Consider the following 15,511-nt stretch of genomic DNA (forward strand, 5'->3'; position numbering starts at 1 on the left):
TTGCCCGCGAACGCTGAGACAACCAATCAAAGACTGGCCCAAGACAAAAATCGCCAGCTCAAGACCCCTCCTGAAAACCATCATCTTCACGAATCCTTAAAGGCATTGCCCTAAAGGGCTAAACTACGAACGAAGGCCCGCCTCCACCCGATGACCCGCAACCACAAACTCCTGCTTGCCCTTTCCTTCATCGGCCTGTTCGTCGTCGGCTGGAGTCTCGGTGGAAATTCCGGGAAATCCTCCGTCGTCGAAATTGCGCCACCCAGCCTTCCGCCGCGCTCAGAACGCCATTCCCGGACCCGCTCCGGACCGGCGGGCGAGGCCGCGCAACGGCTCGATGCCATCCGCGCCATCCGCAATCCGGCCGAACGCCTGCGCGCCACCATCGATCTCGCCAGCACCATCCCGCCCGCCGACTTCGCCGCTTGGCTGGACGGCGGTTGGTTCACCTTGCGGGAGGGCATGGATTCCGTCCTCTTCAACAGCATCCTCATGGAGCGTTGGCAGCAGGCGGACCCCGAAGCCTTCATCGTCTGGGGCACGCAAAACGGATCCGGCGAGGCCTACACCTTGCTCGCCTCATGGGCGGAACACGAGCCCCAGCGCGTTCTCGATCTCTTCAAGCGCCACCCCAATGACCACGACGAGATGCGCGCGCTCTCTGAGATCGCCGAGAAAAATCCCGATCTCGCCCTCCGCCGCCTGCAGGAAATGATCACCGCCGGGATCGGCCCGAACGGCACCAGCTACGCGGAAGAACTGACGAGGGAACTTGCCAAACAATCGCCCGCCGCCCTCGAAGCCGCGCTCGATTCCCTGCCCGGTAAAATCAAACTCCAAGCGGAACGCTTCCTCATCGGCGGGAAAATGAAAACCGACTACGCCGGCGAACTCCGGAAACTCTGGGACCGCCCCGACGGGCTCAAGCTCATGGATAGTATCCTGCGGGACGACGACTCTCTCCGCAGCAAGCTCGCCGACGAACTGGCGGATTTCCCCAGCGCGTGGCGCAAGTCCCTCGTCTCGAATTCAGCCGATTTCATCGACGGGAAAAGTGCGGAGAAATGGCTGAAAGCGGATCTGGAGGGATGCGGATTCACGGCGGAAGAACAGCAGAAGATCCATTTCAAGGCGCTCGTCTCCATGGTTTCCGAAGATCCGGAAGCCGTCTTGAGGCAGATGACCGGTTTCAATCTGCCTGCGGAGGACCAGCAGGCTCTCATTCGGAACGTGTTCAATTATAGAAATAAAGAAGAGCCGGAGAAAAACGAAGCGCTGATCGCCCTGCTTGGCTCGGACGAGGACAGGGAAACCGCCCGCAAGCTGATGGAGCCGGAGGAAGATTCACCCGAGATTCCTATCGAAAATCCCACCGAATGGCTGGAAAAGGTCGCGGCCCTCGATCCCGAGAAGGACCCGACCTACAAATACCTATCGATGTTGGGAAAATGGGACGCCGACAAACTCGCCGCCCTGTCCACGCAGTTCAATTCCATGCCCGACTCGAAGAAGCGCGTTCTCGCTCAAGCAATCGTCGGCAACTCCTATTTGTCGGATCATTTGGCAATCAAAGCCGAGGCGGTCCGCTACCTCGTCGCCAACCCTCTGAAGACGACGGCCGATTCCTCTATCACAATTGATGAGGATAGGCAGAAATTGAACGGCATCCGTCTCGCATCCCAGTATGTTGAGGAAATGGCGCAGACGGATCCCGAAGGCACCGGCCAGTGGATCCAGTCCCTGCCCGCTGGCGACGCCAAGCTGTGGGCTGCGAAGAACCTCCAGTCCCTCTGGTCCGTCTATGACCCGGAGGCGGCGAAGCAGTGGTTCAATTCCCTGCCCGCCAACATACGATCGCAGGTGCAAAGCCTTGTGAGCAAGCACGAGGACTGACCGTTTTCCCGAATCCCCACCCGCGTGAAACCCTTCCACCGCCTCCTCATCCTCATCGCCGCGGCGGGCTTGTTCAGCGGGCTTGCGGTTAGCCGTTCCAGCCCGCGCGGTGCCGACGGGCGGGGCAGTTCCCGACAGAACGCCAGCCGTTCTGCCGGAGAAATTCCGGGCACCGCCCCAGTCTCCGCAGCGCGGGTGTTTCCGCCGCAGCATTCCGCCGACACATTGGAAACCCTCGCCGCCCTTGATGACAGGCACCTCTACTCCCGCCTCGCGCTGTGGCTGACCGAGGCCTCCGAGGCCGACATCGCCGCGTTCTGGAACGGTTATTCGAATAAGGAAGATGGCAGCCGCTTGATCCAGTCGCTCATCTTCGTCAACTGGACCCGCCTCAATCCGCAAGCCGCCATCGCCGCCGTTGGGGAAAAATATTGGGCCGACGTGTGGTGGGCGTGGACGTGCCATGACCCTCAAGCCGCGTTCGCCGCCGCCACCACCGGGGATCCCAAAGTTCTCCGAAACGTCTTCGACGGTATCGCCCAGTTTCATCCCGAGTGGCTGCGCGAGCATTTCAACGAAATCCCCGAAAAGGAGCGCGCCCATGCCTTATTTGCCATGGGGAATTGGGATTCCGACAAGGATCCGCTGCGGACTCTCAAGCTCCTTGAGGAAAATCACGTCGAAGTGGACGCAGGCATCCTCAAGGCGCTCGTCCGGGAAGACCCGTGGGCCGCGTTGGACTGGGCGAAGCAGCACAAACAAGAGGCGGATCCATTCAGCTTATTCAATTGTGTGGATTTGATCACCAGCACCATTGCCAGCGAGCACCCGGAGGTTCTGGAGCGTCTCCTTGAGCAGACTCCATCCGGCGACACCAAGCTAAAAATGGAAGCCGCGCTGTTTGCCAATCTTGTCCAGTCGGATCCGGCCGCCGCGCTTGAACAGGCGAAGGCCACCACCATCCCGCGCACCGCTGCCGAGCGCTACGCCGCCATCGGCCTCACCTTGGTCCAGACGGATCCCGCGCAAGCCCTCCAGATCGCCAAGAGTCTTTTCGCTGCTTGCCCGGACGCTTTTGTCATTAGGGCAACCATTGAATACCCCGCCGCAAAATCGGAGAAACAGATCACCATTCCGGGCGTCGATGATTTCATGAACAAGCTGATGAGCAGGCAACCGGCGAACTGCATGGACCTTGTTGTCAACATTCACGAGGGCGAGGAGGCCAACTATCCACTTCAAAACTTTGCCCGCGACTGGGCGCAGGAGGACCTGACAGCCTACGCCGCTTGGGTCAACCAGCAGACCGACCCGGCCGTCCGCACGGAGGCGGCGGGTTTCGTCATGGAAAAACTCAGCTATAAGGGCCACTACGAGGAAGCCCTCGACTGGGCGATCACCTTGGATGATTCCAAACAGGATCCCGTTCAAAACGTGCTGAAAGATTGGGAAAGGGAGGACCAGGCCGCGCCTCGGGAATGGCTCGAGTCCTCAAACCTGCCAGCCGATCGCAAGGGGAAAATCCGAGCACTGCTAGATAGGGAACGGGATCAATGAGTCCCATCTCACGCCGATGACTAAAATCCACCTTCCACTGCTCGCGTTCACCTTCGTCGTAATGGCCGTCACTGGCTGGAGTGTCGATCGGAACTCAGCGGGCCACTCCGCCGCAGCTGCGGACCGGGCCGCACCGCCGCGCGAGCGTTCGTCGCGGCCGGAGCGGCGGGGCCGTGCTGTGGCCGGGCCCACTGGCGAGGCGGCGGAAAGACTCGCCGCTATCCGCGCAACGCGGGATCCGCTGGAGCGTACGCGGGCGACCATCACCCTCGCCAACACCCTGCCGGTCTCCGAATTCGCCGCGTGGCTGGGGGGAAGCTGGTTCCAGCAACGGGAAGGTGAGGATGCCACCCTTTTCAAGGAGATCCTGATGGAGCGCTGGCTGCTGGAGGACCCGGAAGCCATGCTCGTCTGGCGCTTGAAGAACGATCCCAATGAAGACCTCTCCGTCGTCGCCTTGTGGGTGGAAACCAATCCCCAGCGCGTGCTCGATTTCTTCAAACTCCATCCCAATGACCAGGCCGAGGTTCGCGCGCTCAGGGAAATCGCCGGGAAAAACCCCGGCCTCGCGCTCCAACGCTTACAGCAAATGGCCGCCGCCGGGATGTCTCAGAGGGGTGATGGCAACATCGCATCGGTGCTTGAAGAGATCGCGAAACAATCGCCCGCCGCGCTTGAGGCCGCGCTCGACTCCCTGCCCGCCGCGTTAAAATTCAAGGCGGAGGTTTATCTCATCCGGCAAAAAATGGAGACCGGGTTTTCCGGGGAGTTCGGCAAGCTCCTCGACCGTGCGGACGGCTTTGAGCTTTTCAGCGAGATTGTCAGAAATGGAGAATCCATCGACGGTAAAATCTTCGACGATCTGGCCAATCTCCCCGCCTCTTGGCGGGCTGGGATCAGCGCATCTCCCTACGGATTCGTGACCAAGAACAGCGCGGAAAGATGGGTGACGGCGGACCTGGAGGGCTTTGGGTTTACCGAGGAGCAGGCGCGGAAAATCCGCTCCGAAGGCATCGATAATTTAAAAGGCGAGCACCCGGAGACCGCCATCAAGCTCATGGCGGAGGCGGATCTCGATATCTATGATTACCGCAGGTATCTGAGAGAAATCTTCGCGGCGGCAAAAGACAACCCCGAGAAAACCGAGGCGCTCATGGCACTGCTGACGTCCGACGATGACCGGCAAGTCGCCCGGGATGCGAAGTTGGAAGAATTTAGCAAACCAAAAACGAACGTTGCCTCCATCGAAAAGCCTGCGGATTGGTTGACGGCGGTGGCTGCGCTGGATCTGAAAAATAACCCGGCCAGCGATTATGATAACTCAGCCAGCGATTATCTTTCCATGGTGCGCACGTGGGACCCCAGTAAGCTCGCGGAGTTGTCCCGGCAGTTTGAATCCCTGCCGGATGACAAGAAATGGAACATTGCCCATCTGTTCCTCGATGGCCGTCTGAGGAGTGGTGATCCCCTTGAAAGTGAAGCCCTCCACTACCTTGTTGCGCGTTCGCAGACCGATCCGTCACAAGCCGCCGCGCCCGATCCCTCGGCTGACGAGACGAATTCGAGCGAGCGCCCCGAGCGCGTTATCCCGTTGGCTACGGATTACGTCGCAGGGATCGCGCTGGAAAACCCGGACCAAGCGGCCGAGTGGATCCACTCCCTGCCGGATGGGGATGCGAAACTCTGGGCGACGAAGAACCTCCAGTCCATTTGGTCCCACTACGACCCCGCTGCCGCCGACCAGTGGTTCAATTCCCTGCCCGCCAACATGCGATCGCAAGTGAAAGGCCTCGTGAGCAAGCCCAAGAACTGAGATTTCCCGGTTCCAGCGCGTCCCCGGAAATTTCAGGCGTGCGACTGCGTGAACCCGGGAAAATAAGGGGGATGGACGTCTCGTCCATTCGGGCGCGCGGCTTGCAGATGAATGGACGAGACGTCCATTCCCCCTATTTTCCCGAGCAACGCGTTGGCGATATCCTTGGAATATTTTCAGCCGCAAGGAGGCTCAAGAAGACGCAAAAAAGGGAGATGAGGTGGCTTTTGCAAAGGGCGGGGATCTTCGCCTTTTTGCGCTTCTTGGCGACTTCTTGCAGCTGAAGTCTTCCCGATGAAAAATGGACGAGGGCGTCCATTCTGGGGGCGTCTTTTACATCAACGACGACGGCACCGTGAACGAGGAACCCACCCCTCCTCCCATCGACCCCGTTCCGTAAGCGGGAACTCCCTTCGGAACTGACCCGCAGCCTGAACCGCAGGCGGAAATCCGGCGCGGAGAGCCATCACTCGGCACTCTCCGCGCCACTCCGTCCGGATGATATCTGCTAGAGCGCCTCACCCGCAAACACCCCGCCCGAATCCTCCTGATATACACACCCGCGTCGGGAAAATCCTTGTCAAATCAAGGACTCAAGGCGCACTCTCTGATCTGGATCACCTCGGATATCACTCCCTGACATCCTACGAACAAATACTGTTCTCCAAGAAATGGACGAAGACTTGAACCAAACCATGCGTGAGCAAGTCGCAGCTTCGAATCGGAAGATTGGGCTTTCCTTCGATGACGCCCACAAGACGACGATGTATTCCCAAGCCTTGCTGGATCAGTATCGTTTGATCGAAAGTAGCACGAGCGGAGTGGCCGCATTTCGACTCGATGCATTTTTGACCGAACCCTCGAATCATCCAGTCCGCGAGGCTCATCTCAATTCAATAGCGGAGGCGCTGCGATTCCGGATTTCGAATCACACTATGGCGGAGAGCGACCTCAGAATTGGTTTGGCTCTCCATTCATTCGGATCGTTTGATCGGCGGGACGTCGCGTTGTTGGTTGCGGCGATGAAGGGTTCCTGCGATTTTTCGCTAGTTTCCGAGGCTCCACGCCTGCTTCCAATCGTCGGTGCCGAATTCATCCAGAGCTACCTTACATCTACCGAACTCTTTGAGACGGGAGGGATGGGCGGCCCTCAGCGACCTCTGATTCGAGAGATGGCGGAAGAAGCTTACACGAACTTCAACGCTAAGAAATGAAGATGGGAGAACAAGCCGCATCGTGCAACCACTACCAGCCGTTCAGTTTCGATGATTTCACCTGACTACAACCCCAACTCCGTGATCGACGCGCGCCCCCGCTGGTAGTGGTGCACGTGCTCGACGTTCGCCTGAGAAAATGAGATTCTTTTCAACATTAGGTTTGCTCGCGGCGGTTGGGTTTCTCGCAAGCGGTTGCCAATCTAAAGACAAGCCTGCCGGAGATGCAGCCGTGGTGCAGCCAAAACCCGGGGACGCAATTGTATCAAAGCTAGACGCAATCGTTATTCCGGTTGTGGATTTCGATAACGCGTCGGCTGAGGAGGCTATTGATTTCCTTCGCCTTCGGTCCCTTGAGCTTGATCCGGATAAGGAGCCCTCACAACGGGGCGTCTCATTTATCGTCCGACGTCCGAGGCCAATTGAGAAATCAGGTGGGGAAGGATCGACCGGTTTGAATCCCTATTCTGTCTCGCTTGATTACCCCGTCAACTACACCGCCAAAAGCGTTCGAGTCTTAGATGCTCTGTCCGAAGTCGCCCGCCAAGGCAAGCTTGACGCGTATCTAACATCCACTGGAATCGTTTTGGTGCCGGAAGGAGAATCTCCCTTTCCGAACCCTAAAGCGACCGAAGGAGAAGTCTGGAAGGTGCTACGAAAGTCGAAATGAACCTATGGCGAACAAGCCGGCGCATCCGACGGCGATAAGCCGCCTTGTTGAATCCGGGCTTCCTGCGCGCCGCCGGATGGCCTAAAACGTTCGCTAGAAAAATGAAAGCCCTACTCATCTTGGTGCTGGTTGCCTTCCATGCCTCCTGCGCCGCCCCCGAGCACTCCATTCCTCGACTTCCGAACTACGAAGTTGATTACGGTAGCTCACCCAAGCTCACAGCCGAGAGGGGCAGATTAGACGCCAAACGGCACATTGACCAAGGTGCTTTGCGGATTATTCGTTACGACATGCCTCTTGTCCGCACGGGATTTTGGGATGCCTATTGGCAGCCATTCATAGATCTGGGGATTCAAGAGGTTCCCAGCGTATTTGACAGCCTGGAATATTGCAGGGCATACAACGCAGTCATGGACCTGGAGCTAAAGCGCCGATTTGGCAACCGCTATAGAGCAGTTAGGCAGAAGATTCTTCCTCCGCCAAAATCGAAGCACTTCATGCAGGAGAATTCCGTATTGGCAGAACCGAAACACGGAACATAGACTAGCGAACAACATGACGCACCAACCGGCCATAAGCTTTTCAATTTCATCTCAACATCCCTTCAATCGCGCCGGTGGGCGCACATCAAACGTTGGGCAAGAATCCCGTTACAATGAAGCATCTACTGAAATCCTACTTGCTGATCACGGCGGTTATGGCGATCAACCTCGGACTTTTCTATGCGGTATTGACTTTTGTAGTTCCGGATTCAGATCACGCCTACGATAGCTTGAAGACAGCCGATGGAGACAGCGCCAAACTGGAGCGCAACCTGTCCCTGCTCAACAAGCAGATTTTCGATGGTTACCATGCCGATCTTCGAAACATAATCAACTATTGTGGCGTGCCAGACGGATATGCTGGCCAGATCGAGGGAGACCTTGTATTGATCTACTTCTACGACAGATTTGGTAAGGAGGACTGGGTGGCGCACCTCAGCCTCAAGAACGGATTTCTCACCGGGATCGGATACAATAATTCCAGCGTGAACGATCACTCACAATGGACGGAATGGAAATTCTCCGAGGCAGACATTCCGACATACCGCTAGATCAACCAAAATGCCCAACAAATCGTGACGCATCACCCGGCAATAAGCTTTTCAATTTCATTTCAACATCCCTTCAATCGCGCCGGTGGGCGCACATCAAACGTTAGCCATAAAGCCATGAAACGAATCTCCGGAACTCTCGCGATACTTGCCCTTCTGACTTTCATTTCGTTTTCCGCTCTTGCGCGTGCGGCGGTCCACGAAGCCACTGTTTCTCCATCCGGTCACTACAGGTTGGCTTCCGAATCAGTCTGTCAGAAGGAACCCGATGGTGCCCAGAGGGATGTTGGATCAAGAATTTCCTTGATCGGCCGTGACGGCGCTGTGATTTCAAAGTGCTTCTATCCTGACCGAGAGACTTACCCCGATGTCCCGAAGATGAGCGGAAGGGAGAACTGGCAAACCAAAGCCTATTGGAACAGCGACGAGACAAAGATAGCCGTCTATTCAGGTGGTAACACTTGGTCCAGAATTGATTTCTACTCTGTTATTGGAGGGCGTATCGCGTTACTCCCTCATCCGAATTGGGATTCCATGCTTTTCAAGATTCCAGGTTATCACGGAGAGACGACGAGGCTCTTCGAGGGATTTTCAAAATGGGCCAAGAATGATACCTGCAAGATGGAGGTCGGTGGAACCGCCCACGTCGATGAAGCTCAAAAAGAAACATATCCTCAATTCTCCTATGTGGTCACGATTCGGATTACCTCTGAAGGGATTCAATTCGTCCAAGTGAAGAACGAAGACGACTAACAAGTAGTGACGCGCCAACCGGCCATAAGCTTTTAAAATTCAATTCAATTACCTTTCAATCGCTCCGGTGGGCGCACATCTAACGTTGGGCATTAAAATCTAATCTATGAACAATGTTACAGAAATAAACGACACGACATCGGACATCGCAAAGTCGTTTAGCCTGAGCTGGCCCTTATTCATTGCGCAGTTGGTGCCCGTAATCCTGTTCATCCTCGCCGCCCGTTCCATTCTTAGCCGAGGTCGGGGTTGGGAGGTGCCATTCTGGTTGCTTCTAGCATTCTTTATACCAGTCGTTTTTCCGGTCATTGCACTGGTCCATTTTCGCAAGTCCAAGTTTGTAGAGGGGGCCGCCCCTGCGCCAGCAAAGATTTGACTTCTAGGCATGCCATTTCCAGTGAATTCACGAGGTGAAAGACCTGACGTCTCAAAACCCAGCCAGTAGAAGATTGGACAAATGGGGCGACGGGGAAAAGCCGGAGGAGATGGTGGGCGCCGCCGCCAAGCCGTGATTCCGGCTACCGGTGGAGACGCCGCAGGGGGTAGATGCTGACGTCCACCGGCGCGGAGGTGAGAATGGAGGATGGAGACTCGCCAGGCTCGGGAAAGTTTTCCCAGAGGAGTGGCTCGGCGGACCAGAGATCGCATTTCCCCGGCGCGATCTGATAGGGCTGGTGGTGGACGCGGCCCTGGAAGAGCTCGTTTTTCGAGTTGGCGGAAAAGAGGAGGTAGCGCTCGACGAGGAACCATTCCAGCGAGCCGGGAGCGGCTGGCTTCAGGTCGCTGGGGAGATGGTATTCGAAGGCGGCTTCCCGTGCGGCACCGTTTTTACGCCGGCACTGATAGTGAATGCGCCTGTCGCTTTTATCCGCCTGCATGGCGGCATGCTGATAGGGAAGGTGGAACGCGCGGCGGGCGATTTCCACGGCGATGGGCTGGTTGCAATCGAGCGAGAAGAACCAGACTCCGGGGTTTCCCGCGTCGTCGTGGACATAGGTGCGGAAGTTGAGTTCCATGAACCACGACAACCACGGCACCGGTGGCAAGCCCACCGGGCGGACGCGGTCCATGAAGAACGGAACGACGCCGAGCCACGCCTGGCCGTTGAAAGTATCGACGTGAAGTCCCGGTGGCAGGCGATCTTGGATCAGGGAGATTTCCACCAGCCAGTGAAGAAACAGCAGCCCTGACCAGCGCTGGCGCATGACGGGGAAGCCTGCCGGACGCTGGCGCGCGGCGAGCCGTTGCTCATCGGTGGGCATGCGGGATGATCTGCGGGGCACCGCGGAACGCACGGGATTTTTGCGTTCAATAGGGGGCGGGGACGTCTCGTCCCAGCGCATGGACGAGACGTCCATGCGCCTTATCCGCGCGAAATAAATTTCGCGCTCCCGGTGTGTTAGAACCTCGGGTCCTTCGGATTTCCGGCGGCGAGGATGTAGGCGAGGAGGTCGAGGAGCTCGTCCTTGTTGAGCGGAGTGAGAAGGCCCGGTGGCATCATCGAGACGCTGAAGCGCTGGCGGCCTTTGACGTTGGCGGAATCGACGGTGGTGAGCGCGTCGGGTGCCAGCGCGCTGGTCATGACGAAGAGCTTGCCGTTTTCCTCAACGACCACGCGACCGACGACGACGCCGCCGTCCTTGAGGTCGATCTGTTCGCTGGGGTATTGGTCGCTTATGACCTTGGACGGCTCGACGATGTTTTCGGCGAGGTCCTTGATGGTGTAGCGATTTCCGGCACCGGTTAGGTCGGGGCCGCTGTTGCCGCCCTCGCCGCCGAAGTGGTGGCAGTTGATGCAGAGCTGCGAGGTGAACATGGCCTTGCCCTGTTCGAAGTTGCGGCCCTTCATCCCGTCTTTGGCGAGCGAGGCGATTTCATCCGCAGTGTAGTCCTTGCCCGGGCCTTTCGGCATGACGATGTTGGCGGCGACGGCGGGTGGTGCCTGTTTCGAGAGCGTGTCCATGGCGGCGCGTTCGGTGGCGTCGGGCACGCAGTTTTCGAGTGCCTCGCTGCGGATGTTGTTGAGGAAGCCTCGGAAACTGTTGCCGCCGCGCCATTTCGAAGTGTGGGGGAACCAACTGAAGAAGGTTTTGCGAAGCTCGGGAGTCCAACCGGTTTTCGCCTCGCGCAGGGCGGTGGCGTAGGCGATGGCCTGGCGGTTGGGATGGCTGTCGTGCATGCCGGCGACGGCGGAGGCATAGCCGTCGTTGCGGGCGAGAACGGCGTCGCTGGCGATGGTGATGTCGGCGTCCTTGGCGGTGTCGAGCATCGGGACGGTTTTCGCGACGATACTGTGCGATCCGAGAGAGACCAGGAGGTTGACGAGCTCGCGGTTGATGAAGGGCTCGGCATTCGGGAAAAGCGGGTCGAGGCGCTCGGCGATTTTCTCGCAGACGTCCGGAGCGGGCTTGCCCATGCGGGTGAAGACGAGTTCCCAAGCGCGGAGGTAGGGCAGGCGGAGATCGGCGGGGAGTTTGTTGAAATCGAGACGGCCGAGTGAGACGAACAGCTTCGGTTGGAGCGACTTGTCACCGACGCGGGCGAGGGCGATGAGCGCTTCGATGGAGGCCTGCGGGTTGGTTTCCGCGAGCGCCTTGTCCGCCCATTTTTCCGATGGCTGGCGTTCGATGGCTTCACGGGCGACGAAGCGCAGGAAACGATCCTTGCTGGCGAGCGACGGCCAGGCCTTGGCGACGGCATCCGGGCCGGTGCCTTGCGCCTGAAGCGTTTCTAACGCACGGCGGAGTTTCGCCTCGGGAGTCGGTTCGACTTTCGGTGCGGCTCCGGTGCTTTCGCTGCCGGTGTAGGTCACCCGATAGAGTGCCGACTGGCTCTTGCGGCCGCCGGTGGTGAAATACATGGCTCCGTCCTCGCGGCGGATGAGCGCGTCGGTGAAGGGCATCGGTTTGCCGGCGACGAATTCTTCCTTTTCCGCCTTGAAGCTGGCTCCGTCGGGTTTGAAATGGATGGCCCACATCGTGCCGTAGGTCCAGTCGAGCGCGTACATGGCGCGCTGATATTTCGCGGGAAACTTCGCACCGGTGCCGAAGACGGTGCCGGTCGGCGAGCCGGGTCCGATGTCCACGGCGGCGGGCAGGGAGTCGGCATAATAGCTCGGCCAGCGACCGGAGCCGGAGCGCCAGCCGTAATCGCCGCCGCTGACGATGTGGTTGATGCGCGTCGGCACATACCACGGGGATCCCATGTCCCATTCCATGTCGGAGTCGTAGGTGAAGAGCTCGCCATTCGCGTCGAAGGCGATGTCGTATTGGTTGCGAAATCCACCTGCGAAGAGCTCGACGCGCTTGCCCTCGGGGTCGGTTTTGCAAACGTATCCACCGGGAGCGAGGATGCCGCGGGCGTGGCCGTTAGGGTCCCACATGCGGGTGATCAGGTGATCCTCGCCGATCGCGGTGGGGCGGATGAAATCGAGGTTTTCCGGCAGCTTGGTATGGTTGCCGTTGACGAAGTAAATGGATTTTCCATCCGGGCCGAGAACGATGCCGTGGGGGCCGTGTTCACTGCTTCCGTCACATTTGCGGATGAACTCGGCCTTGTCGAACTGGTCGTCGCGGTTGGTGTCGGTCAGACGCCAAAGGCCGTGGTCGGCCATTTCGTTGTTCATCAGATAGAGACTGTCGAAAGCATAGAGCAGGCCATGGGCGCCACCGAGCGGTTTTCCGTCCTTGCCGTTAGGTAGCTTGAGCGGCTCGACCTTGACCTCGTCGCCCTTGCCGGTGGGGAGGGTGACCCGAAAGAGGCCGCCGTATTGGTCGCTGGTGATGAGGCGGCCTTTGTCGTCTTCAGTCATCGCGACCCACGATCCTTCCTGCTCCTTGGGGACGGTGTAGAGCAGCTCGACCTTGAAACCTGGAGGCGTCTGGATGTTGTCGCCTTCGAGGACGAGTCCCGCAGGTTTCGAATCGAGGATGTTGCCCCACGGTGCGCCGCCGTAAGCGATGATTTCCACTGCGGGTTTGGATGCGCTGGTGGCGGTCGCGGATGCCGCCCAGTCGCCGCCGGTTTCGACGACGGATTTTTTCCCATCCGCCAGCTCGATGGTCAGTGTCGCGACGAGGCCGGCGGTGGATCCTTCATTCCGAGCGTCGAAGCGGAGTTCGTTTTCTCCGGCCTTGAGCAGCTTGCCGAGAGCCGCGTTGGTAGGGCTGTTCCAATCTTCGTTCTCCGCCACCTTCACGCCATTCAGATAGGCGGTCGCGCCGTTATCACAGGTGAAACTGAGCACCGCCTTTTTGACCGGACCGGAAACAGTGAAGGACTTGCGGAAAGTCGCTTGTTCTTTTTTCGCTTCCTTGGAGGTCCAAATCCACTTGGGCGTGGCTTCCGCCGGGACGATGGACAGGGCGAAGCCTAAAGAACTTGCCAGACCGGCGAATAGATAAGAGCGATTCACGAAACAAATGGGGTGTGATGGTGGATGGATGAAAGGATCAGAACCTGCGTTTACGCACTCGTCCATCTGGGATTATCAGAATCAAGCCTACCTAAAAGTGTAGGATGGATCGAAATCCGGTCCCGAAACGCGGACGAGCGTGCGTTTGGCGATGCCTTCGCCGCGCTCGGTGGCCATGAGGATGCGGGTGCCGTGGAATTCGAGATCCCACGGCTCGGTTTCGCCGCAGGGTTTCCAGCCCTTGGCGAGGAGCAGGGCGAGGAAATGCTCGCGGTCCTTTCCTTCCGGGGAATCGATGTGAAATTCCTCGGCCTGCGGGAAACGCTCGGCGGGGTGGGGAACTCCTGAACACAGGCAAAGCACGTGGTTTCGGGCCCAGGCGCGGAGGCGGGGTTGGAGAAAACGGACGAGTTCCAAGGCGAGCCGGGATTTCAGCGTGTCGAAATTTTTCCCCAGCCCCCGCAACGGCAGCATGCGGTTGACGATGGCCTGATAGCCCGCTTCGCCCATCGGTCCGTGGTAAATGACCGAATCCGACATCACCCGGACGGGCCCGCCGCCGTAGATGAAACCCTGCCAACGCGGGCCGCCGCGTTTGGTGAAACGGTCCGGGTGCTTGGCAAGCAGGAGTCGCTCGGCGCGGCCGTAGCCGAGTTGTTGCTTGAGAAAAGCGCGCAGGGATGGCCGCCGCCAATGCCAGACGAACGCGCCGGGCGAGAAACCGAGGCGGAACCCGGCATCGCGCAGACGCCAGCAGAAATCGACATCATCGCCAGCGGTGTGGAATTGCGGATCAAACCCGCCGACGGCCTCGAACGCGGCGCGGGTGACGACGAGATTGCAGCCGGGAAGGTGCTCGGCTTCGACATCGTCGAGCATCACATGGCTCGGCGCGCCGGGTGCCGCGCAAACGACGGCTTCCTCCCAGGTCCGCGGCGGCGGCGGGAGATTCGGCCCGCCAGCGGCGGCGAAGGTGCCTTGTTGGAAAATCGGCAGCAGGCGGTCGAGCCACTCGCGATCCGGCTCGCAGTCGTCATCGGTGAAGGCGAAAATTTCGCCCTTGGCGGCCTCGGCCCCGGCGTTGCGGGCGGCACTGAGGCCGCAGGGTTCGAGGCGGATGAGGCGGACCCACGGGAAGTTTTTCTCAACGAAATCAGCGGTGCCGTCGGTGGAGCCGTCGTCGATGACGAGGGTTTCATAGGTCGTGTGGGACTTATAGGACCTATGAATCGCTTCCAGGCACGCGCCGATGCGGGAGCGACCGTTCCGAGTGCAGACGATGATGCTGAAGAGGTTGAGAGTGGAGGGGTGAGGGTTGAGAGAAAGGTTTTGAAGGGCAGCCAGCGCAGGCTTGGGATTTCCCTCGCGGTCGAGGAGCCCGAAATCCCAGTCGAGGATCTCGGCTCCGGCATTCCACCAGCGGTCGCTCCATGCGTAGATCGTCATCCCGGCGGTTTCGAGATCGAGGGCGGCGCGGGAGGCCCATCGCAGGATTTCCGCCTGGCGGTCGAGGCCGTTGCGGCGTGAGTCGAGGCCGAATTCGGAAATGACGAGCGGCCGGTCGCCGGCGATGTGATGGAGCCGCTTGAGGTAGTCGCGGAAGACGGGCTCGGATTCCAGATAGATGTTGAAGGCGGTGAAATCGGCGTTTTCCGGCTCCAAGTATTCGGTGCTCGGGTAATTCGCGTAGGCAAACAACAGGCCGGGCGCGATTTCCCGGCCGGTAGTGATGAGCTCCTCGATGGCGCGCCGGACCTTGAGCGGACCCATCCAGCGGGCGAGGTCGGCGGGGATCTCGTTGCCGACATAGATCCCTGCGAGCGCGGGGTGTTCGTGAATGTCCTGTAGCGATTCGGCAAACTGGACGGTGGCAGCGGAGTAGAGCCCGGGCTGGCGGAAAAAATCGGCGCTCTGGTGCCATTTCAAGCCGCCGAAGACTTTCAATCCGTGCTCCGCGGCGGCATTGAGCAGCGGGATGCCGGGAATTTCGAACAGGCGGATGGCATTGAATCCGGCGGCGGCGATCTGTAGGAAATCGGGCTCGAACGACTCCGGCCAACCACCGGGAAACGGCCCGTAAGTGACGGCGTTCATGCGGACGCGT

11 protein-coding genes are annotated in these 15,511 nt (G+C 59.1%); 8 read left to right on the forward strand and 3 right to left on the reverse strand.

The genetic code is table 11. The features are described from left to right. Positions 1 to 150 precede the first annotated feature (150 nt). The 8 genes from ABIQ96_RS16415 to ABIQ96_RS16450 all read left to right on the forward strand — a co-directional run bounded on the left by ABIQ96_RS16415 (position 151) and on the right by ABIQ96_RS16450 (position 8,993). Positions 151 to 1,893, forward strand: coding sequence for a hypothetical protein (locus ABIQ96_RS16415; RefSeq protein WP_348215703.1), 1,743 nt, complete (start codon positions 151 to 153; stop codon positions 1,891 to 1,893). Between the two features lie 24 nt (positions 1,894 to 1,917). Then, positions 1,918 to 3,450, forward strand: a complete 1,533-nt coding sequence (locus tag ABIQ96_RS16420) for a hypothetical protein (protein WP_348215704.1) — start codon at positions 1,918 to 1,920, stop codon at positions 3,448 to 3,450. Positions 3,451 to 3,466: 16 nt separating this feature from the next. Beyond that, positions 3,467 to 5,263, forward strand: a complete 1,797-nt coding sequence (locus ABIQ96_RS16425) for a hypothetical protein (protein ID WP_348215705.1) — start codon at positions 3,467 to 3,469, stop codon at positions 5,261 to 5,263. 671 nt (positions 5,264 to 5,934) lie between these two features. Continuing rightward, positions 5,935 to 6,477 carry a hypothetical protein gene (locus ABIQ96_RS16430; protein WP_348215706.1) on the forward strand — a complete coding sequence of 181 codons (543 nt, stop codon included), beginning with the start codon at positions 5,935 to 5,937 and terminating at the stop codon, positions 6,475 to 6,477. A 139-nt stretch (positions 6,478 to 6,616) separates the two neighbouring features. After that, on the forward strand, positions 6,617 to 7,147 hold the full coding sequence (locus ABIQ96_RS16435) for a hypothetical protein (protein ID WP_348215707.1): 531 nt from the start codon (positions 6,617 to 6,619) through the stop codon (positions 7,145 to 7,147). A gap of 101 nt (positions 7,148 to 7,248) precedes the next feature. Further along, positions 7,249 to 7,689 carry a hypothetical protein gene (locus ABIQ96_RS16440; protein ID WP_348215708.1) on the forward strand — a complete coding sequence of 147 codons (441 nt, stop codon included), beginning with the start codon at positions 7,249 to 7,251 and terminating at the stop codon, positions 7,687 to 7,689. 113 nt (positions 7,690 to 7,802) lie between these two features. Beyond that, entirely contained in the window at positions 7,803 to 8,240 is a 438-nt protein-coding gene (locus ABIQ96_RS16445; protein WP_348215709.1) for a hypothetical protein, read from the forward strand. Positions 8,241 to 8,357: 117 nt separating this feature from the next. Beyond that, positions 8,358 to 8,993: a hypothetical protein gene (locus ABIQ96_RS16450; protein WP_348215710.1), complete on the forward strand. Its 636-nt coding sequence runs from the start codon at positions 8,358 to 8,360 to the stop codon at positions 8,991 to 8,993. Between the two features lie 518 nt (positions 8,994 to 9,511). Here ABIQ96_RS16450 and ABIQ96_RS16455 read toward each other — a convergent pair. The 3 genes from ABIQ96_RS16455 to ABIQ96_RS16465 form a co-directional block, all read right to left on the reverse strand. Continuing rightward, positions 9,512 to 10,255 carry a DUF2071 domain-containing protein gene (locus ABIQ96_RS16455; RefSeq protein ID WP_348215711.1) on the reverse strand — a complete coding sequence of 248 codons (744 nt, stop codon included), beginning with the start codon at positions 10,253 to 10,255 and terminating at the stop codon, positions 9,512 to 9,514. A gap of 137 nt (positions 10,256 to 10,392) precedes the next feature. Further along, positions 10,393 to 13,407 (reverse strand): c-type cytochrome, encoded by a 3,015-nt coding sequence (locus ABIQ96_RS16460; protein ID WP_348215712.1) that lies wholly within the window; start codon positions 13,405 to 13,407, stop codon positions 10,393 to 10,395. Positions 13,408 to 13,494: 87 nt separating this feature from the next. Beyond that, positions 13,495 to 15,501, reverse strand: coding sequence for a glycosyltransferase (locus ABIQ96_RS16465; protein WP_348215713.1), 2,007 nt, complete (start codon positions 15,499 to 15,501; stop codon positions 13,495 to 13,497). Between the last annotated feature and the right edge of the window lie 10 nt (positions 15,502 to 15,511).

The organism is Luteolibacter sp., assembly GCF_039920825.1.
Taxonomy (GTDB): domain Bacteria; phylum Verrucomicrobiota; class Verrucomicrobiia; order Verrucomicrobiales; family Akkermansiaceae; genus Luteolibacter.

Coding starts and splice junctions, on each gene's coding strand:
- ABIQ96_RS16430 (WP_348215706.1), top strand. CDS start 5,935: ATGGACGAAGACTTGAACCAAACCATGCGTGAGCAAGTCGCAGCTTCG.
- ABIQ96_RS16425 (WP_348215705.1), top strand. CDS start 3,467: ATGACTAAAATCCACCTTCCACTGCTCGCGTTCACCTTCGTCGTAATG.
- ABIQ96_RS16455 (WP_348215711.1), bottom strand. CDS start 10,255: ATGCCCACCGATGAGCAACGGCTCGCCGCGCGCCAGCGTCCGGCAGGC.
- ABIQ96_RS16435 (WP_348215707.1), top strand. CDS start 6,617: ATGAGATTCTTTTCAACATTAGGTTTGCTCGCGGCGGTTGGGTTTCTC.
- ABIQ96_RS16450 (WP_348215710.1), top strand. CDS start 8,358: ATGAAACGAATCTCCGGAACTCTCGCGATACTTGCCCTTCTGACTTTC.
- ABIQ96_RS16445 (WP_348215709.1), top strand. CDS start 7,803: ATGAAGCATCTACTGAAATCCTACTTGCTGATCACGGCGGTTATGGCG.
- ABIQ96_RS16415 (WP_348215703.1), top strand. CDS start 151: ATGACCCGCAACCACAAACTCCTGCTTGCCCTTTCCTTCATCGGCCTG.
- ABIQ96_RS16465 (WP_348215713.1), bottom strand. CDS start 15,501: ATGAACGCCGTCACTTACGGGCCGTTTCCCGGTGGTTGGCCGGAGTCG.
- ABIQ96_RS16440 (WP_348215708.1), top strand. CDS start 7,249: ATGAAAGCCCTACTCATCTTGGTGCTGGTTGCCTTCCATGCCTCCTGC.